Origin of the sequence: Hymenobacter psoromatis, assembly GCA_001596155.1 — a bacterium.
Taxonomy (GTDB): domain Bacteria; phylum Bacteroidota; class Bacteroidia; order Cytophagales; family Hymenobacteraceae; genus Hymenobacter.
On the sequence record CP014771.1, the window covers coordinates 5,113,092 to 5,133,157 of the forward strand.

Consider the following 20,066-nt stretch of genomic DNA (forward strand, 5'->3'; position numbering starts at 1 on the left):
GACCACGCTTTTATTCCTTTCCTTTATCCGCCACCGCTCCTCGTAATGAGTTACCCTTCGCTGGAAAACTTCCTGCTGCAATTCGCCCACTTCACGCCCCAACAACTCGCGCTAATTGGTAGCAAAGCCGTGGAAAGGCATTACCCAACCGGCGCGTATTTCAGCGAGGCGGGCCGGGTGGCGAAAGAAATCGGCTTCATCGTGGAGGGCATCTTTCGGGTGTGCTACTTCGACAAGGACGGCACTGAAATCACGAAGTATTTTTTGGAGGAAAACTGGTTTGTGGTGGACCTGAACAGCTACCAGTATCAGCTGCCCGCCACCGAGTATGTGCAGGCCGTGACCCCGGCCACGATGCTGGTATTTGCGGCCCGCGACTGGCAGGCGCTGGGCCACACCATCGTGGGCTGGCCCGCGATGGAGCGCAACATCACCACGCGGGCCCTGCTGGAAAAAGTAAACCGCCTCAGCCCAATGGGGCACGAGGATGCCGCGACCAGGTACCAAAGCTTCCTGGAAAAATTTCCGGGCCTGGCCAATCGCGTGCCCCTGCACTACCTGGCCTCCTACCTGGGCATCACCCCGCAGTCGCTGAGCCGCGTGCGCAAGCACCTGGGCCGGCTGCCCGAGGCAGATGCTTAACGCTGGGCGCGAGGGGGCGGCCCGGTCCGTTTTGCCCCTGCACCCACGCCCGCAAGAGCACGGCACCGAGTAGGTAGTCCCAGCTAATTGCCAAAACCCCGGTTTTTCGTTAGCGGAAGCCGGGGTTTTTGGCTGGGTCAGCCAGCGCCACCCACTGCGTAACCTGACAAAAATCAGCCAATCAGCCAATTGTTGTCAGGGCCTGGCCAAGCCCGGCCCCGGACCTTTATGCCCAGCTTACTACCCATCCCTGGCTGGGCCGGGAGTGGCTTTGGCAGCTAAGAATACCGGCATTATGGATAAGGATTTGCAAGGAAAAACGGCCCTGGTTACCGGGGCGGCGTCGGGCATCGGCCGGGCGGTGGCGTTGCTCTACGGGCAGCACGGGGCCAAGGTCATGGTATCGGACATCGACGAGAAACAGGGCCAGCAGGTAGTAACCGAGCTGAAGGCTGCTGGGGCCGAGGGCCGGTTTTATAAAGCCGACGTGAGCGACCCCGCCCAGTGCCACCAGCTGGTGCAGGCAACCGTGGCTGCCTTCGGCGCGCTCGACGTGGCCTGCAACAACGCCGGCATCATCGGCGAGCTGAGCCTGACCGCCGACTACTCAGTCGAAGGCTGGCAACAGATTATTAATGTGAATCTTAACAGCGTGTTCTACTGTCTTAAATACGAGCTGGAAGTGATGCTGAAGCAGGGCCACGGCGCGGTAGTCAATATGTCGTCCATTCTGGGGCAGGTGGGCACGCCCACGCTGGCGGGCTACGTGGCGGGCAAGCACGGCATCGTGGGCCTCACCCAGACGGCCGCCATCGAATACGCCGCCAAGGGCATTCGCATCAACGCGGTGGGGCCGGGCTACATCGATACGCCTTTGCTCAGTGACTTCTCGGGCCAAACCAAGCAGGCGCTGGTGGCGCTGCATCCCATCGGCCGCCTGGGTCGCTCTGAGGAAGTGGCCGAGCTGGTCATCTGGCTCAGCACCGACAAAGCCTCGTTCGTCACCGGCGCTTACTACCCCGTCGATGGCGGCTACCTGGCTAAATAAGCGTGCCCTACCCCCTGCTTCTTTTTCAACCTTCTTCTCTAATGAAAAAATCCGAATCCCACCTGCGGACCATCCTGGTTGAAAATATCCAGGCCAACCTGCTGGGCCTGAACGAGCAGCACCGGAAAAAGCTGCATAAAACCGTGGCCCGCGCCGCCAAAAAAATAGCCCGGAAGTTTGCCAAGCTCCTGGCCAAACAGCCCAAGGCCGATAAAGTGACCACCCCCAGCACCGTTCCGCCGGGGCTCCGCAAGGCCAGCCGGCGCGTGGGTGGCAAGGTGGCCCCTAAGCCCGCCACCCGCCCGATAGCTAAGACCACCACCGCCAGCAGCTAGCCCACGCCCCTCCCAATGACTGATTCTTCACTTCCCCCGGCGCGCGCGCTACCCATCACTACGCTCTTCGTGGACGTCGGGGGCGTGCTACTCAGCCCCGGCTGGGGCCACGCCTCGCGGCAGCTGGCGGCCAAAACCTTCGGGCTGGACGCGGCCGAAATGGAGCAGCGCCACCACGTGGTGTTCAGCACCTACGAGCTGGGCCGGCTCAGCCTGGCCGACTACCTCCGGCAGGTGGTTTTCTACCAGCCCCGGTCGTTTAGCGAGGCTGATTTTCGGGAATGTATGTTTGCCCAATCCCTACCCTTCCCCGAGATGCTGGCGCTGATACCGCAGCTCAAAGCCCGCCACCACCTCAAAATCGCCGTGGTCAGCAACGAGGGCCGCGAGCTGAACGCGCACCGCATTGACACATTCGGGCTGGCCGGATTCGCGGATTTTTTTGTGTCCTCGTCGTTCGTGGGCCTCAGCAAGCCCGATGTTAACATCTTCCGCCTGGCGCTCGACCTGGCGCAGGTGCCGGCCGCGCAAGTGCTGTATCTGGATGACCAGCCCATTTTCATCAGCGTGGCCGCCAGTCTGGGTATTCAGGGGATTTGCCATAAAGACTACCTTTCCACCTGCACCCAGCTGGCCGCTTTTGGCCTGACGGTGTAGGGTGCGGGGCTTGCCCCCGCCCGTCGTTGAACGGCGCGTTTGAACTATAACAACGACGGGCGGGGGCAAGCCCTACCGGGTCGCTACCCCGCACCCTACTTCTAATGCTCCTCCCACATGGCCGCCGCTGCTGACCTTATTCTAGTCCTCAACGGCGGCTCGTCCAGCATCAAGTTTGCCGTGTACGAGCCGGGCGAAGTGCCGCGATGCGGGCTGCACGGTCACCTCGACCGCATTGGTCTGCCCGGCACCCAACTCACGTTTAGCGAAGGGCCGGTGGCGTCGCCCACCACCAGCCCGGCCAACGCGCCCGACCCGGCCGCCGCCGCCAGCTTCCTGCTTGATTGGCTGGACCAACGCGCGGTATTCGCTGCCCTGGCGGCCGTGGGGCACCGGGTCGTGTACGGCGGCCCTCGGCACTTGGACCCGGAACTCGTTACCCCCGCGCTGCTGGCCGACCTGCGCCAGCTGACAGCCGACGACCCCGACCACCTGCCCGGCGAAATTGCCCTGATGGAAGCGATGCACGCGCGTCAGCCGCAACTGCGGCAGGTGGCGTGCTTCGACACGGCCTTTCACCAGCATATGCCGCGCGTGGCGCAGCTGCTACCCATCCCGCGCCGCTTCGCGGCGCAGGGGCTGCGGCGCTACGGATTCCACGGTATTTCCTACGCCTATTTGCTCGAGGAGCTGGGCCGGCAGGCGGGGCCGGCGGCGGCGCAGGGACGGGTTATTCTGGCGCATTTGGGCAGCGGGGCCAGCCTGGCCGCCGTGCTAGGCGGCCAGAGCCAGGATACGAGCATGGGCTTTACGCCCGCCGCCGGCCTGGTAATGGGCACCCGCCCCGGCGACCTCGACCCCGGCGTGGCCGCCTACCTCTTCCAGGCCGAGCACCTCACGCCCGAGCAGTTCAACCACCTCATCAACCACGAGAGCGGCCTGCTGGGCGTGTCGGAAACCAGCTCCGATATGCAGGATTTGCTGGCCGCCCAGGCCACCGACGCGCGGGCCGCCGACGCGGTGGCGCTGTTTTGCTACCAGGCCCGCAAGTGGGTGGGGGCCTACGCGGCCGTGCTCGGCGGCCTCGATACGCTGGTGTTTGCGGGGGGGGTAGGCGAACACGCGGCCGAGGTGCGCGCCCGCATTTGCGCGGGGCTGGGGTTTCTGGGCCTCGAACTCGACGCGGCCCTTAATGCCACCCACGCGGCCGTGATTTCCAGCGCCGCCAGCCGCGTCACCGTCCGCATTATTCCTACTAATGAGGAGCGCCAGATGGCGCAACTCGTCCAGCAGCTTTTGCTGACTGGTGAAGAAAAAACCGCCCTCCGCGTTGCGCCTCACCCCCTAGCCCCCTCTCCAAAAGAGAGGGGGGACTAGCTCTAGTTCTAAAAAGCTAATTTCTAGATACTAAGACTAAAAACTAGTTCCCCCTCTCTTTTGGAGAGGGGGCTAGGGGGTGAGGTGCCCGCGGAGGGCGAGAAGCCGTGCGTAACGTCAGTGATAAAGACAAAGCCTTTTAAACCAAGCCCTTATGGAAACCAACACCCTCGCCCCGCCGGCCGTGCGCCCGGCGGCCACGCCGCTGACGGCGGCCGAAGCCACCCTCATCAATGCCTACTGGCGGGCCGCCAACTATCTGTCGGTGGGCCAGATATACCTGTTTGACAACCCGCTGCTGAAGGAGCCGCTGAAGCTTTCGCACGTCAAGCCGCTGGTGGTGGGCCACTGGGGCACCACGCCGGGCCAGAACTTCATCTACGCCCACCTGAACCGGGTTATCAAGAAGAACGACCTGAACATGTTCTACGTGGCGGGGCCGGGGCACGGCGGGCCCGCCATCGTGGGCAACGTGTACCTGGAGGGCACCTGGACCGAGGTGTACCCCGAAATAACGCAGGACGAGGCGGGGCTGAAGAAGTTTTTTACCCAGTTTTCGTGGCCGGGGGGCATTTCCAGCCACGTGGCCCCCACCACGCCGGGCTCCATTCACGAGGGCGGCGAGCTGGGCTACTCGCTCAGCCACGCCTTCGGGGCGGTGTTTGATAACCCCGGCCTCATCGCGGCTTGCGTGGTGGGCGATGGCGAAGCCGAAACCGGCCCGCTGGCCACGGCCTGGCAATCGACCAAGTTTCTCAACGCCCGTACCGACGGCACGGTGCTGCCCATTCTGCACCTCAACGGCTACAAGATTTCCAACCCCACGGTGCTGGCCCGCATCGAACCCGATGAGCTGGACCAGTTTTTCCGGGGCTGCGGCTGGGTGCCCTACTTCGTGGAGGGCGACGACCCGGCCACCATGCACCAGCTCATGGCCGCCACTTTGGACCAAGTAGTGGCCGAAATCCAGCGCATCCGCGAAGCGGCGCTGCTGGATGATAACGCCCCCCGCCCGCGCTGGCCGATGATTGTGCTGCGCTCGCCCAAGGGCTGGACGGGACCCAAAGTAGTGGATGGCCTGCGCATAGAAGGCACTTTCCGCTCGCACCAGGTGCCGCTGCTCGTCGATGCCCAGCACCCGGACCACGTGGCGCAGCTCGAAGCCTGGCTGAAAAGCTACCGCCCCGAGGAGCTGTTTGACGAAGCCGGCCGCCTGCGGCCCGAGCTGGCCGCGCTGGCCCCTACCGGCCTCCACCGCATGGGGGCCAACCCCCACGCCAACGGCGGCCTGTTTCTGCGCGACCTGCTGCTACCCGATTTCTGCGACTACGCCGTGCAGGTGCCCGCGCCGGGGGCCGTGGCTGCCCAGGATACGATGGTGCTCGGGCCCTTCCTGCGCGACGTTATCCGGCTCAACCAGGAGCGGCCCAACTTCCGGGTTTTCGGCCCCGATGAAACTATTTCCAATCTGCTGGGGGCGGTGTTCGACGTAACCAACCGGCAGTGGGATGCCCGCACGGTGCCCGGCGACGAGTTCCTGGCCCCCATCGGCAACGTGTTCGACGGCATGCTCAGCGAGCACCAGTGCGAGGGCTGGCTCGAAGGCTACCTGCTCACGGGCCGGCACGGGGTGTTCAACTGCTACGAGGCGTTCGTGCGCATCGTGGATTCCATGTTCAGCCAGCACGCCAAGTGGCTGAAAGTGACCAAGGAAATACCCTGGCGGCGGCCCATTGCCTCGCTCAACTACATCCTGGCCTCGCACGTGTGGCAGCAGGACCACAACGGCTTCACGCACCAAGACCCCGGTTTTCTGAACCACGTCATCAACAAAAAAGCCGACATCGTGCGGGTGTACCTGCCGCCCGATGCCAACTGCCTGCTCTCGGTGATGGACCACTGCCTGCGCACCCGCAACCTCGTGAACGTGGTGGTGGCCGGCAAGCACCCCCTACCCCAGTGGCTGACCATGAACGAGGCCGTGGTGCATTGCACGACCGGTATCGGCATCTGGCAGTGGGCCAGCAACGACCAGGACGTGCCGGAGCCCGACGTGGTGCTGGCCGGCTGCGGCGACACGCCCATGCTGGAAGTACTGGCCGCCACCTCCATCCTGCGCGAACACCTGCCCGAGCTGAAAATCCGGGTCATCAACGTGGTCGATTTGATGAAGCTTCAGTCGGCCAGCGAGCACCCGCACGGCCTGGACGAAGCTGAGTACGACTCGCTTTTCACGAAAAACAGCCCCATCGTTTTCGGCTTCCACGGCTACCCCACGCTGGTGCATCAGCTCACCTACCGCCGCACCAACCGCCACCTGCACGTGCGCGGCTATATCGAAGAAGGCACCATCACCACGCCTTTCGATATGCGGGTGCAGAATAGAATCGACCGCTACCACCTGGTGCAGAGCGTGTTGGATTACCTGCCCAACCCCGGCAGCAAGGGAGCCTATTTGCAACAGCTGATGCGGGACAAGCTCATCGCGCACAAACTCTACATCGACCTGCACGGCGAGGATATGCCCGAAATCCGCGAGTGGAAATGGAAATCGTAAGCGGCTGATTGTTAAACGGAAGAAACGACTAAAAACGCCGGTCATGCTGAGCCTGTCGAAGCATCTCTGCCGCGTAACTAACGTCTAAAGTTAGGATTACTTACGCGGTAGAGATGCTTCGACAGGCTCAGCATGACCACCTTTCTTTATAAATAATAACATCATGAACCTAACCACCTTAACTACCACCGCGCAGGCGCTAATGGCCCCCGGCAAGGGCCTGCTGGCGATGGACGAAAGCACTGACACCTGCAACACCCGCTTCGCCGCGGCGGGCATTCCGCAAACCGTGGAAGCCCGCCGCGCCTACCGCGAGCTGCTGGTGACCACGCCGGGCCTGGCCGAGGGCCTCAGCGGGGCCATTCTGTTTGATGAAACCATCCGGCAGCACACCACGGCGGGCGTTTCCTTCGTGGAAATCTTGCAGCAGGCGGGCATCATCCCCGGCATTAAGGTGGACCTGGGCGCGCACGAGCTGGCCGGCTTCCCCGGCGAGCAGGTGACCGAAGGGCTCGACGGCCTGCGCCCGCGCCTGACCGAATACGTGAAAATGGGGGCCCGCTTCGCCAAGTGGCGGGCGGTGCTCACCATCGGCCCCAACTTGCCCAGCCGGGCCGCCATCTCGGCTAATGCTCACGCCCTGGCCCGCTACGCCGCCCTGTGCCAGGAGGCCGGCCTGGTGCCCATCGTGGAGCCCGAAGTGCTGCTGACCGGCCCGCACTCCCTGGCCCGGTGCGCCGCCGTGACCGCAGACGTGCTGCACGAGGTATTTAACCAGCTGCGCACCCAGGGCGTGGCTTTGGAAGGGATACTATTGAAACCCAGCATGGTACTGGCCGGGGCCGACAACCCCGAGCGGGCCACCACCGCCCAGGTGGCCGACGCTACCGTGCAGTGCCTGCTACGCACGGTGCCGGCGGCCGTGCCGGGCGTGGCGTTTTTGTCGGGTGGGCAGTCGCCCGAGGAGGCCACGCGCCACCTGGCGGCCATGCACGAGCGGTTTGCCGGCCGGCTGCCGTGGGCGCTCACGTTCTCGTTTGGCCGGGCGTTGCAACAGCCGGCCCTGGAAATCTGGGCCGGGCAGGCGGCTAATGTAGCTGCTGCCCAGCAGGCGCTGCTGAAGCAGGTGCGCCGCAACCACGCGGCGGTGGGGGTAGGGTAGGGCAGTGGCTATTCCCGTAAAAGCAGGGCAAACAAATTATTGGTAAGTACCGGTTGATAATTAGTTTGATATAAAGCATATTATGCTCATCTGGCGTCCGCTTGTCGAAGCCTCTCTACCGCTTCATTGAACGGCGCGAATGAAGCGGTAGAGAGGCTTCGACAAGCGGACGCCAGATGAGCATGACGGATGATTTTTATAAAATACTGATTAATAAAACATCAACTAATCCCCTACCCATGAGCGATGACCTGATGCACCTGAAAGTGCTGCTGCCGTCCGAGGTTTTTCTCGATGTGGCGGGGGTGCGCCGCGTGGTGTTTGAGACGAGTGAGGGCGCGTATGGCCTGCTACCCCACCGCCTCGACTGCGTGGCGGCGCTGGTGCCCGGCATTTTGACTTACCAGACTGAAAACAGCGCCGAGCAGTACGTGGCGGTGGATGAAGGCGTGCTGACTAAGGCCGGGGCGCAGGTGTCGGTGGCGGTGCGGCAGGCGCTGGGCGGCTCCGATTTGGCGCAGCTCCAGGCGGCGGTCGATAAGCAGTTTGTGGCGCAGGAAGCCACCGAGCGCACCAACCGCCGGGTGATGGCGCAGCTGGAAAGCGGCTTCATCGCCCGGCTCGAAAAATATCGCCCCACCTAGCCATGAAGCCCCCTACCCCCCCCGAAACCGCCTTTAGTCGCCTGGTGGGCGAGAAGGCCCGCCGCAAGCGCCAGGCCCCGCCCGACGATAGCCCCGTTATCTGGCAGGGCCTGAGCCTGTTTGGCACCGTGGGCTGGACGGTGGTGGTGCCCACGCTGGCCGGCGCGGCCCTGGGCGTGTGGCTCGATAAGCACGAGCCCGCGCCCGCCCCCTTGTCCTGGACCCTTACGCTGCTGCTGGCGGGCCTGGTGCTGGGGTGCGGCATGGCGTGGTTCTGGGTGAAGCAGGAAGATAAAGAAACTCCCCCTTCAAAATCAACTCCCAAAACCGATGACTGAACCCGTTAGAATGGCCCTGGCCCTGGTCGCCGGCCTGGCCCTGGGCACCCTGTTTTTCTACGGCCTCTGGCTGACGGTGCGGCTCAGCCTGGCCTCCCGCGTGCCGGCCCTGTGGGTGCTGGGCAGCTTTTGGCTGCGCGCGGGGAGCGTGGGGGCGGGGTTTTACCTGGTGGGGCGTGGGGGCGACTGGCGGGCGCTGCTCGCCTGCCTGGTCGGCTTCGTGGCCGCGCGCTATTTGGTGGCGGCCGGCACCCGGCCGGCAATGCCCCCTACCCCTCCCATCCCTAGCCCCCTACCCCATGCATCTTAGCTCGGATGAAGTTGTCTTCTGGCAGCACGGTTTCGTGACCATTAACCTCACGCTGGTGACCACCTGGGGCATTATGCTGCTGATGGTGGGGGCCGCCGCCTGGGGCACCCGCCACCTGAAAACCGGCCTCCACCCGGCCCGTTGGCAGTGTGCGCTCGAACTAATCGTGTCGGGCATTAACACCCAAATCGAGCAGGTGGGCCTGCCGCAGCCGGCCCGGTACATCGGCTTCATCGGCACCCTGTTTCTGTTTATCGCCCTGGCCAATTTCGGCATCGTACTGCCCTACTACCAGGCCCCCACCGGCTCGCTCTCGACCACGGTGGCGCTGGCGCTGGCGGTGTTTCTGGCCGTGCCGGCGTTCAGCATCTCGCAAACGGGCCTGCGCCATTACCTGAAAACCTACGTGCAGCCCACCTTTATCATGCTGCCCTTCAACCTCATCACCGAGGCTTCGCGCACGTTGGCGTTGGCCGTCCGGCTGTTTGGTAACATCATGAGCGGGGGTCTGATTGTGGCCATTCTGCTGAGTATCGCGCCCCTGTTTTTTCCGGTGCTTATGAGTTTGTTGGGGCTGCTCACGGGCATGGTGCAGGCGTATATTTTCGCCATTCTGGCCACGGTTTATATCGCGGCGGCCGTCACTAAAACTCCCGCCGACCAGCCCGTGGCTGCTCCTGCTAAATAACCCCCGTTACCCCCACTTAAACACCAAAATTTTATGGATAGTCTCACCACTATTGCCATGATTTCCATCATCATGGCCGGCTTCACTACCTCCATTGGCATCATAACGCCGGCCCTGAGCGAGGGCAAGGCGGTGGCCGCGGCCATGAGTGCGCTGGCCCAGCAGCCCGATGCCTCCTCGACCATTACGCGCACCCTGTTCGTGGGCCTGGCCATGATTGAATCGACCGCCATCTACTGCTTCGTGGTGTCGATGATTCTCATTTTCGCCAACCCGTTCTGGAACCACGTCATCGCGGGCCATAAATAACGCGACGGTCATGAAAATCAACTGGTTCACGGTCATTGCACAGCTCCTTAACTTCGCCCTGCTGGTGTGGTTGATGCGGCGCTTTTTGTACGCTCCCATCCTGGCCGCGATGGACCAGCGCGAGAAGAAGATTTCGGCGCAGCTCAAAGCCGCCAAAACTCAAAAGGACGAAGCCAAAGCCGCTCACGACGAGCTGACGAAGAAAACCGCGGACTTCGACGCGCAAAAGCAGGCCCTGCTGACGGCCGCCACGAACGATGCCGAGGCCCAGCGCCAGAAGCTATTGGCCGCCGGCCGCCAGGAGGCCGATGACCAGCGCGCCAAGCAGCAGAAAGACTTGCAGGAAAGCCAGGCTACCCAGCAGGCCGACCTGGCCCGGCAGACCCGGCAAACCGTTTTTGCGGTGGCCAAAAAAGCACTGGCCGACCTGGCCTCGGTGAACCTGGAAGCCCAGGCCGTGGACGTATTCGTGCAGCGCCTGCACGCGCTGAGCGACCACGACAAGCAGCCCCTGGTCGCCGCGTTTCAAACCAATAAAAAGCCGATGCAGGTGCAGAGCGCATCCGCCCTCACCCCGAAGCAGCAGGCGACCATTAAAACAGCGCTGGTGGCCCTGCTGGGGGCGGCCCCGGACCTGGAGTTTACGGCCAACCCGGCCCTCATCAGTGGTATTAGCTTGAACGCGAATGGCTTTAAGCTGGCCTGGGACGTAGCCGACTACCTGGTGGCGCTGGAAAAAGCCACGCCGACCCCCAAATCGGCCCCCGACCCAGCCGCCAAGCTAGCCTCTGACCCAGCTCCCAAGGCGGCTTCTGACCAGGCCCCCGCGCCGGCTCACGCCGCAGTTCACGCCAAGGCTCCCGCACCTACCCCTGCCCCTGCCCCGCACCCTAAACCCAAGCCCTATGTCGTCAAGTAAGCTGCCCGAGGCTTTGAGCGACGTTTTTGCCGAGGTAGTACGGGCCAGCGAGGCGTTTGTGCCCGCGCTGGTGCCCCGCGAGCTGGGCACGGTTATCAGCGTGTCGGCGGGGGTAGTGCGGGTGGCTGGGCTGCCGGGGGCGGGCTTTGAGGAGCTGCTGACGTTTCCCAGCGGCCTGTTTGGCATTGCCTACAACCTGGATGCCGACGAAATCGGGGTTATCCTGCTGGGCGAGGACTCGCGGGTGAGCGTGGGCGACGAGGTGGCGCGCACGGGCCGCGTCATGGACGTGCCGGTGGGCGACGCGCTGCTCGGCCGAGTCATCAATCCGCTGGGCGAGCCGCTGGACGAGCGGCCGCCCATCCGCACCGCCACGCGCCTGCCCATCGAGCGGCCGGCCGCGGCCATCATGGACCGGGCCGCGGTCGATACGCCGCTGCAAACCGGCCTCAAGGTGCTCGATGCCCTCATTCCCATTGGGCGGGGCCAGCGCGAGCTGATTCTGGGTGACCGGCAGACCGGCAAAACCGCCATTGCTCTCGATACCATTCTCAACCAGCAGGGTAAGAACGTGTTGTGCGTGTACTGCGCCATCGGGCAGCGGGCCTCGGCGGTGGCCAAGCTGATTGCCATCCTCCGCAAGCACCAGGCAATGGCCTACACCGTGGTGCTGGTGGCGGAAGGCAACGACGCGCCGGGCCTCGAATACATTGCGCCCTACGCGGCCACCAGCATAGCCGAGCACTTTATGGAGCAGGGCCGCGACGTGCTCATCGTGTACGATGACCTCACCCACCACGCCCGCGCCTACCGCGAGCTGTCGCTGCTGCTGCGGCGGCCGCCGGGGCGGGAGGCATTTCCGGGCGATATTTTCTACATCCACTCGCGCCTGTTGGAGCGGTCCACGCACCTGAGCCCGGCGCTGGGCGGCGGCTCGCTCACGGCCCTACCCGTCATCGAAACCGAAGCCCAGAACATCTCGGCCTACATTCCGACCAACCTCATTTCCATCACCGACGGCCAGATTTACCTCTCGCCCAAGCTGTTTGAGGCGGGCATTCTGCCGGCCGTCGATGTGGGCAAATCCGTGTCGCGGGTGGGCGGCGTGGCCCAGCTGCCCGCCTACCGCGCCGCCACCGGCTCGCTCAAGCTGGACTACGCGCAGTTTGAGGAGTTGGAAAACTACGCCCGCTTCGGCACCCGGCTCGATGCGCACACGCAAACCGTTATCGACCACGGCCAGCGCATCCGCCAGTGGCTCAAGCAGTCGGAGCTGCGCCCGCTGGCGGTAACCGAGCAGCTGGTGGTGCTGCTGGCCCTCACCAGCGGCTACTTCGACCAGGTGCCCCTGGAGAAAATGCCCGATGCCCAGGCCCAGCTCATCCAAAGCAGCCAGGCCCTACCCCCCGACCTACTCCAGCGCCTAGCCTCCGAAAAGCCCCTGCTCCCAGCCGACCACGATGCCCTGCTGGCCAACGCCAAAACGGTGCTGGCCCCTTTTCAGCCCCCGGCCCCGCCGCCACCTCCGGCGGACTCCAAGCCCCCGCCCCCGGCGGCTCCCACGCCCCCGCCCCCGGCGGCCTCTAAGCCTCCACCCCCGGCGGACTCCAAGCCCCCGGCCTGATAAGTAATCTGGCAAAACCAGCTGAGCATGACGGCCTTTTTGCAAAATCAATTGTGCTGAACTACTTATGGAAACGCTGCTACAACTGACCCACAAAATGGCGGGTGCCCAGGATATTAAATCCGTGGTGCGGGCCATGAAAGCAATGGCGGCGGCCAATATCAGCCAGTATGAAGCGGCAGTAAGCTCCCTCGCGGAGTACTACCAAACCGTGGCGCTGGGCCTGGTGGCCTACTTCGCCTCGGAGCCCCGCGAGCCTTTGGACGCCCCGAAGCCAGCGCCTCCAAAGGCTCCCCCGCCCCGCATTTGCGCCCTGGTTTTTGGGTCCGACCAGGGCCTGGTGGGTTCCTTCAACAGCTCGCTGGCCGACTTCGTGGCCCAGGCCCTGCACGCCCTGCCCGGCCCGAAGGAAGTATGGGGCGTGGGCGAGCGGGTGCAACAGCTGCTGACTGACCACGGCCTGCCGGTTACCACCCGGTTCAGCGTGCCCAGCTCGCTCAAGGCCGTTACGCCGCTGGTGGGTAAGCTGCTGCTCCAGGCCCAGCAAAACCTGGCCAAAGGCGAGTTGACGGAGTTCTACGTCTTTCACAACCAGCCCACCCCAGCCGCTGGCTATCAGCCCGTGCAGCAGCGCCTGCTGCCGCTGGATGCCCAATGGCGGGCCGACATCGCAAAGCTCACCTGGCCCACCAAGCTAGCGCCCCAGGTGGCGGGCGGCCGGCCGCCCACGCTGGCAGCCCTGCTACACGAGTTGCTGTTTGTGTCCCTGTTCAAGGCTTGCGCCGAATCATTGGCCAGTGAGAACGCCAGCCGCCTGCAAGCCATGCAGCGGGCCGAAAAAAACATCAACTCCCTGCTCGATAATATGTCGCACCAGTATTACCGCCAGCGGCAGAGCGCCATTGACGAAGAGCTGTTCGACGTGGTTTCGGGGTTTGAGGCGTTGAAAAAGGACAAGGGGCGCGCGGGGCGGTAGGGCGAGAAGCTGTCAATTGTCACCCCTTTGGCTGATTTTCGTCAGGCTGGCCGCACCGGCCGGGACGTAATTTTATTCTGCTTTTACCCGCCGGCTCTCGCGGTTACCGACCAGCGGCTAATCAGGCAACCCTACCCCTCCTCATGCAGCTAAGCCCTTTGGCCGGCAAGCCGGCCCCGCCCGATATCCTGGTCAACGTGCCCCGACTCGTCGCGGCCTACTACACCGATAAGCCGGACCCGGCGGTGCCGGCCCAGCGCGTGGCGTTTGGCACGTCCGGGCACCGCGGCTCGTCCTTCACCCGGTCCTTCAACGAAGACCACATCCTGGCCATTACCCAGAGCATTTGCCTCTACCGGAAAGCGCATCAGATTGACGGCCCGCTGTTTATGGGCCTGGATACCCACGCGCTTTCGGTGCCAGCCCTCAATACGGCCCTCGAAGTACTGGCCGCTAATGGGGTAACGGTCCGGCTGGCCGCCGACGGCGAGTACACGCCCACGCCGGTTATTTCGCACGCCATCGTGGGCTATAACCAGGGTAGGAAACACGGCTGGGCCGATGGCATCGTGATTACGCCCTCGCACAACCCGCCCCACGACGGTGGCTTTAAGTACAACCCGCCCCAGGGCGGCGGGGCCGCCACGGCCGTGACGGAGTGGATTGAAGCCAAGTCCAACGAGCTGCTGACCAATAACTTAAAAGGAGTGCAGCGCATGTTGCTGGAAAAAGCCCGGCGGGCCGCTACCACCCAGACGCACGACTACCTCAATACCTATATTGCCGACCTGGGCAACGTGCTCGATATGGACGTTATCCGGGGGGGTAGCCTGCACCTGGGCGTGGACCCGCTGGGCGGGGCCGGGGTGCATTACTGGGGGGCCATCGGGGCGCACTACCGGCTCAACCTCACGGTGGTTAACCAGACCGTGGACCCCACTTTCCGCTTCATGACGGTGGACTGGGACGGGCAGATTCGGATGGACCCGTCCTCGCCCTACGCCATGCAGAGCCTCATTAAGCTGAAGGACAAGTTCGACATCGCCTTTGCCTGCGACACCGACCACGACCGGCACGGCATCGTGACCCGCAGCCACGGCCTGCTACCCCCCAACCATTACCTCACCGTGTGCGTGGACTACCTGTTTCGGCACCGGCCCGACTGGGGCGGGGGCGCAGCCGTGGGCAAGTCGGTGGTTACCAGCCAGCTGCTCGAACGGGCGGCGACCCGGCTGGGCCGCCGGGTGTTTGAAACGCCCGTCGGCTTCAAGTGGTTTGCGGCGGGCCTGCTTGATGGCTCCCTGGGGTTTGCGGCCGAGGAAAGCGCCGGGGCCGCGTTTTTGCGCCGTAATGGCCAGGTCTGGACCACCGACAAAGACGGGTTCATCCCGGCCCTGCTAGCGGCCGAAATGACGGCGCGCCTGGGCCACGACCCCGGCGAGCTGTACCAAGCTATCACCCACGAGCTGGGCGACCCGGTAACCAAGCTGGCGGAGGCCCCGGCCACGCCGGCCCAGCAGCAAAAGCTCGCGGCCCTCACCGCCAGCGAGGTAACCAGCACCGAGCTGGCCGGCGAGAAAATAACCGCTATCCTGACCCAGGCCCCCGGCAACCACGCGCCTATCGGCGGCCTGAAAGTAACGACCCAGAACGGGTGGTTTGCCGCCCGCCCCTCGGGCACGGAGGCCATTTATAAGATTTATGGCGAGAGCTTTCTGGGCGCTGAGCACCTTGCTAAGATTATGGCGCAGGCCCAGGAAATGGTGGATGCCACTTTGGCGAAATCCTGATTTAGTAACAGTGTCGCCCTCCGCGTGACCCCAACCCCTATGACTACGGACAGCCCAAATTTCAGCCGAAGCCACGGCTTCCTACCCACCGAGCTACCCGGCCTCGACACCCTGACCGAGCTGGCCCTCGACCTGCAATGGTCGTGGAACCACGCGGCCGATACGCTCTGGCAGCAGCTCGACACTGAGCTGTGGGACCGCACCCACAACCCTTGGGTGGTGCTGCAAACCGCCTCGCGTGAAGTGCTGGAGCAGCGCCTCGCCGACCCGGCCTTCCAAGGCCAGATGGCGGCCCTGATGACGCAAAAGCAGCAGGCCACCGACCGCCCCAAGTGGTTTCAGGAGCAGCACCCGAACTCGCCCCTGACCTGCGTGGCCTATTTCAGCATGGAGTATATGCTGAGCGAGGCGCTGCCCATTTACGTGGGCGGGCTGGGCAACGTGGCCGGCGACCAGCTGAAAACGGCCAGCGACCTGGGCGTGCCCGTGGTGGGGGTAGGGCTGCTGTACCAGCAGGGCTACTTTCGGCAGGAAATTGACCGCCAGGGGATGCAGCAGGCGCTGTTTCCGTACAACGACCCCGGCCAGCTGCCCATTACCCCGCTGCGGCTGCCCAATGGGGAGTGGCTGCGGCTACGGATTACCCTGTCGGGCTTTCCGGTGTGGCTGCGCATCTGGCAGGCGAAGGTGGGCGACGTGATGCTGTATCTGCTTGATAGCAACGACCCGGCCAACCTGCCGCAGCACCGGGGCGTCACGACCGAGCTGTACGGCGGGGGCATGGAGCAGCGCATTCAGCAGGAAATTATTCTCGGCATCGGGGGCTGGCGCGTGCTGCAAGCCCTGGGTATCCGGCCCGACGTGTGCCACCTCAACGAAGGCCACGCGGCCTTCGTGGTGCTGGAGCGGGCCAAGACCTTGATGCGGGAAACCGGCCTCGCCTTTGAGGCGGCGCTGGCCGTGACGCGCCCCGGCAACCACTTTACCACCCACACGGCCGTGGCGGCGGGCTTCGACCACTTCAGTCCGGCCCTGATGAACCAGTTTTTGGGCGACTACGCCCGGCAGGAGCTGGGTATCGACCTGGATACCCTGCTGGCGCTGGGCCGCCAGCGCCCCGCCGATTCCTCGGAGAGCTTCAACATGGCTTTTCTGGCCATTCGGGGCTGCGGGGGCATCAATGGGGTGAGCAAGCTGCACGGGCAGGTGAGCCGGCAGCTGTTTAGCGGGCTGTTTCCGCGCTGGCCCGTCGAGGAGGTGCCGATAGGCTACGTTACCAACGGCGTGCATATGCCCAGCTGGGATGCCGAGGCCGCCGATGCCATCTGGACCACCGCCTGCGGCAAAGACCGGTGGCGCGGCGACCTGACCGCGCTGGCCCAGCACATCGGCCAGGTGCCCGACGCCGACTTGTGGCAGCTGGCGACCAGCTGCCGCCAGGCGCTGGTGGCCTACACCCGCGAGCGGCTGGCCCGGCAGTTCACTGTGGCGGGCTACCCGCCAGGGCTGGTTGATATTGCTGGTAAGGTATTCGACGACAATACGTTGATGCTGGGCTTTGCCCGCCGCTTCGTGGACTACAAGCGGCCCGACCTGCTGCTGCACGACCCCGAGCGGTTCGTCCGCCTGCTCACCAACCGCGCGCAGCCCGTGCAGCTGGTGCTGGCCGGCAAGGCCCCGCCCTTCGACGAGGGTAGTAAAATTCTGATTCAGCGGTGGATACAGTTTGTTGACCAGCACCAGCTGCATCAGCACGTGGTTTTTCTGAGTGATTATGATATGCTCATGGCCGAGCACCTGGTGCAGGGCGTGGATGTGTGGCTGAACACGCCCCGCCGGCCCTGGGAAGCCAGCGGCACCAGCGGCATGAAGGTGCTCGTGAATGGCGGCCTCAACCTCTCGGAGCTGGACGGCTGGTGGGCCGAAGCCTACACCCCCGCAGTGGGCTGGGCCATCGGCGACGGCCAGGAGCACGGCGACGACCCCGCCTGGGACGCCGCCGAGGCCGACGCGCTCTACACCCTACTCGAAACCCAGGTGGTGCCCGAGTTCTACGCCCGCGACGCCCACGGCATCCCCGTGCGCTGGGTCGAGCGGATGCGCCAAAGCATGGCCACCCTCACGCCGCAGTTCTCGGCCAACCGCACCGTGCGCGAGTACACGGAAAGCTACTACCTGCCCGCCGCCACCCGCTACGCCCAGCGCGCCACCAACCAAGGCGCGGCCGGGGCGGCCATCGTGCAGCAACGCCAGCAGATTGCTAGTGAGTGGGATAAGCTGGAATTCGGCCAGGTGCAAACGGATACCGTCGCTGGCGGCTACCGGTTTCAAATACCAGTCCGGCTGGGGGCGCTTACCCCCGCCCAGGTGCTGGTAGAGCTGTACGCGACGGGCCTCAACGGGGCCGCGCCCCTGCGAATCCCGCTAAAGCCGGACGCGGCCCCCGATGCCGACGGCCACTACCCCTACCAGGCGCTCGTCACCACGACCCGCCCCGCCGGTGATTTCACGGCCCGCATCCTGCCCGCCTACGAAGGCATCGCCGTGCCGCTGGAGGACCAGCACATTCGCTGGCAGCACTAAGGCGCGGAGGCATCCAGGAATTAGCGGAGTGAATTCTTCTTTAAAACTACAAAAGTTGCACTTATGGGCAACTTTTGTAGTTTTGTGCCGTGAGCAATAGCTCAAAGTGCCGAACCGTCATCTTCTACAAAGGCTACTTCGAGCAGTTTTTCCTGCGGCAGCGTGATAAGGTGAAAGCCAAAATCATCTGGACGCTTGAACTGCTTGAAGAAGTAGACCGAATACCCGAAACCTACCTCAAGCACCTGGAAGGCACCGAGGGCCTGTATGAAATACGCGTTCAACTGGCCAGTGACATTTTCCGCATCTTCTGCCTTTTTCGATGGAGGCAAGCTGGTCGTCTTAGCGAATGGTTTTCAGAAGAAAAGTCAGAAGACGCCAAAAGCAGAAATCGAAAAAGCCCTGAAAATCAAACAAGCATATGAGCAAGAAAAAAAATAGCGTGACTACCCTGAACGAGTTCAAGGATAAGCAGTACGGCCCACGCGGCGCAACGAAACGCGAAGAACTGGAGGCCGGGTACGAAAACTTCAAGTTAGGAACCTTGCTGCACGAGGCCCGGCTGGAGCGCGGCCTGACCCAGGCAGAACTAGCCGAAAAAACCGGTACCTCCAAGTCGTACATCTCCAAAATCGAGAACAATGTCAAAGAAGTACGTCTATCTACCTTACAGCGAATTGTGGAAGTAGGATTAGGGGGGCGTATTTCGCTGGCAATCAATTTCCAATCGTAGCGCAGTGACTTACTTCACGGCCCGCGTCCTACCCGCCTACGAAGACATCGCCGTGCCCCTAGAGAACCAGCACATTCGCTGGCAGCACTGAGGCGGGGGTAGCAGAGCGGCGAACAGTGTTAGACTCGTTTCGCGGAGTTCTCCCTCAACATAAACGTTCGTTTACAAATCGTGACAAGACTGGCTATACCGTTTTTCGGCCTCTGTTATCCAATGACATTCTATAGGAGTTGAAATACGGAGGCGAGCTAAAAATATAAGCAGGTTGAAATCGTCAGTAGGGTACGGCGCGCTAGCCGCCCGGACTACTCCCGCAAGGAGTAGTTCTTACCCCTTCCTGTACTGAGAGAAAAAGAGGATGACCAAACTAATTGCCATTGAAGAGCATTTTCTCACCCCCGCCATTCGGGCCGCCTGGGCCGCTTCGGCCATCGGCCAGGAGGGAACCGCCATCTTTGACCAAGGAGAAGTGGCAGCCCTACTGGACGACCTTGGCCAGCGGCGCCTGGCGCTGATGGACGAGAGCGGCGTGGACGTGCAGGTGCTCTCGGTCACGACGCCGGGCTTGCACAACCTGGACCCGGTGCCCAGTGTGACGCTGGCCCGGCAAACCAACGACCTGCTGGCCGCGGCCATCGCCCAGCATCCCACCCGCTTGCAGGGCTTGGCTACCTTGCCCACCGCCTCCCCGGCCCACGTGGCGACAGAACTCGCCCGCAGCGTGACGCAGCTGGGTTTCAAGGGCGCGATGCTCAGCGGCCGCACCCGCGACAAAAACCTGGACCACCCCGATTTTTGGCCCCTGTTTAAGGAGGCGGCCACGCTGGGCGTACCCTTGTTCATCCACCCCCAAATCCCGCAAAAGGCTGTGCGGGAGGCACTCTACTCTGGCTTTAGCGACTTCGTAGACCTCGGGTTTGCGACGGTTGGACTAGGCTGGCACTACGAGGCGGGCATTCAATTCGTGCGCCTGATGCTAGCCGGCGTGTTTGATGCCTATCCGGACTTGCAAATCATTCTGGGCCACTGGGGCGAGGTAGTGCTCTTCTACTTGGACCGGCTCACGGCGCTGGGGCGGGTGGCTAATTTGCAACGGCCCATTGGCGACTATTTCCGGCAGAATCTGTACGTGACCCCGAGTGGCATGTGGAGCCAAGCCTACCTGCAACAGGCGCTAACGCTGGTGGGGCCGGAGCGCCTGCTCTTCTCCACCGATTACCCCTACCAATACAAGCCAGGACAACCAGGCCGCCAGTTTTTAGCGCAAGCGGCGCTCTCCGCCGACCAGCAGACCTTATTCGCACACGGCAACTGGGAACGGCTTACTCAGCTCGCTGTGCAGTAAAAGGGGTCGCACTATACTAGAGCGGTTCC

The 20,066-nt window shown here is 63.5% G+C and carries 18 protein-coding genes and 2 pseudogenes; 19 read left to right on the forward strand and 1 reads right to left on the reverse strand.

Annotation, left to right across the window (positions count from 1 at the left end; translation table 11 throughout):
• Window positions 1–45: 45 nt before the first annotated feature.
• From A0257_21720 to A0257_21800, 17 genes and pseudogenes are all read left to right on the forward strand, one after another.
• On the forward strand, window positions 46–642 hold the full coding sequence (locus A0257_21720; protein ID AMR29454.1) for a cyclic nucleotide-binding protein: 597 nt from the start codon (window positions 46–48) through the stop codon (window positions 640–642).
• A 295-nt stretch (window positions 643–937) separates the two neighbouring features.
• Window positions 938–1,690: a short-chain dehydrogenase gene (locus A0257_21725; protein AMR29901.1), complete on the forward strand. Its 753-nt coding sequence runs from the start codon at window positions 938–940 to the stop codon at window positions 1,688–1,690.
• Between the two features lie 41 nt (window positions 1,691–1,731).
• Entirely contained in the window at window positions 1,732–2,025 is a 294-nt protein-coding gene (locus A0257_21730) for a hypothetical protein (GenBank protein AMR29455.1), read from the forward strand.
• A 15-nt stretch (window positions 2,026–2,040) separates the two neighbouring features.
• A complete protein-coding gene (locus A0257_21735) occupies window positions 2,041–2,682 on the forward strand; it encodes a hydrolase (GenBank protein AMR29456.1) in 642 nt (213 codons plus the stop codon).
• Window positions 2,683–2,799: 117 nt separating this feature from the next.
• Window positions 2,800–4,059 carry an acetate kinase gene (locus A0257_21740; GenBank protein ID AMR29457.1) on the forward strand — a complete coding sequence of 420 codons (1,260 nt, stop codon included), beginning with the start codon at window positions 2,800–2,802 and terminating at the stop codon, window positions 4,057–4,059.
• Between the two features lie 184 nt (window positions 4,060–4,243).
• A complete protein-coding gene (locus tag A0257_21745; GenBank protein AMR29902.1) occupies window positions 4,244–6,616 on the forward strand; it encodes a phosphoketolase in 2,373 nt (790 codons plus the stop codon).
• Between the two features lie 163 nt (window positions 6,617–6,779).
• A complete protein-coding gene (locus A0257_21750; protein AMR29458.1) occupies window positions 6,780–7,778 on the forward strand; it encodes a fructose-bisphosphate aldolase in 999 nt (332 codons plus the stop codon).
• Window positions 7,779–8,017: 239 nt separating this feature from the next.
• Window positions 8,018–8,422 (forward strand): F0F1 ATP synthase subunit epsilon, encoded by a 405-nt coding sequence (locus tag A0257_21755; protein ID AMR29459.1) that lies wholly within the window; start codon window positions 8,018–8,020, stop codon window positions 8,420–8,422.
• Window positions 8,423–8,424: 2 nt separating this feature from the next.
• Window positions 8,425–8,760, forward strand: a complete 336-nt coding sequence (locus A0257_21760) for a hypothetical protein (protein ID AMR29460.1) — start codon at window positions 8,425–8,427, stop codon at window positions 8,758–8,760.
• A complete protein-coding gene (locus A0257_21765) occupies window positions 8,753–9,070 on the forward strand; it encodes a hypothetical protein (protein AMR29461.1) in 318 nt (105 codons plus the stop codon). Before A0257_21760 ends, A0257_21765 begins: the two co-directional genes overlap by 8 nt.
• Window positions 9,060–9,758: a F0F1 ATP synthase subunit A gene (locus tag A0257_21770; protein ID AMR29462.1), complete on the forward strand. Its 699-nt coding sequence runs from the start codon at window positions 9,060–9,062 to the stop codon at window positions 9,756–9,758. Before A0257_21765 ends, A0257_21770 begins: the two co-directional genes overlap by 11 nt.
• A gap of 33 nt (window positions 9,759–9,791) precedes the next feature.
• Window positions 9,792–10,067, forward strand: coding sequence for a F0F1 ATP synthase subunit C (locus A0257_21775; protein AMR29463.1), 276 nt, complete (start codon window positions 9,792–9,794; stop codon window positions 10,065–10,067).
• 10 nt (window positions 10,068–10,077) lie between these two features.
• Window positions 10,078–10,827 (forward strand): annotated as a pseudogene (locus tag A0257_21780) (F0F1 ATP synthase subunit B).
• A 145-nt stretch (window positions 10,828–10,972) separates the two neighbouring features.
• A pseudogene (locus A0257_21785) lies at window positions 10,973–12,490 on the forward strand (F0F1 ATP synthase subunit alpha).
• A 187-nt stretch (window positions 12,491–12,677) separates the two neighbouring features.
• Window positions 12,678–13,586, forward strand: coding sequence for a F0F1 ATP synthase subunit gamma (locus A0257_21790; GenBank protein ID AMR29464.1), 909 nt, complete (start codon window positions 12,678–12,680; stop codon window positions 13,584–13,586).
• Between the two features lie 143 nt (window positions 13,587–13,729).
• A complete protein-coding gene (locus tag A0257_21795) occupies window positions 13,730–15,376 on the forward strand; it encodes a phosphoglucomutase, alpha-D-glucose phosphate-specific (GenBank protein ID AMR29465.1) in 1,647 nt (548 codons plus the stop codon).
• Window positions 15,377–15,415: 39 nt separating this feature from the next.
• Window positions 15,416–17,959, forward strand: coding sequence for an alpha-glucan phosphorylase (locus A0257_21800; GenBank protein ID AMR29903.1), 2,544 nt, complete (start codon window positions 15,416–15,418; stop codon window positions 17,957–17,959).
• A 101-nt stretch (window positions 17,960–18,060) separates the two neighbouring features.
• Here the strand turns inward: A0257_21800 and A0257_21805 are convergent, their stop codons facing one another.
• Complete coding sequence (locus A0257_21805; protein AMR29466.1) at window positions 18,061–18,291, reverse strand: hypothetical protein; 231 nt, start codon at window positions 18,289–18,291, stop codon at window positions 18,061–18,063.
• Window positions 18,292–18,380: 89 nt separating this feature from the next.
• Here A0257_21805 and A0257_21810 point away from each other — a divergent pair, with 89 nt between their 5' ends.
• Both A0257_21810 and A0257_21815 read left to right on the forward strand, forming a co-directional pair.
• On the forward strand, window positions 18,381–18,692 hold the full coding sequence (locus A0257_21810) for a transcriptional regulator (protein AMR29467.1): 312 nt from the start codon (window positions 18,381–18,383) through the stop codon (window positions 18,690–18,692).
• Window positions 18,693–19,050: 358 nt separating this feature from the next.
• Window positions 19,051–20,037, forward strand: a complete 987-nt coding sequence (locus A0257_21815; protein AMR29468.1) for an amidohydrolase — start codon at window positions 19,051–19,053, stop codon at window positions 20,035–20,037.
• The last annotated feature ends 29 nt before the right edge of the window (window positions 20,038–20,066 follow it).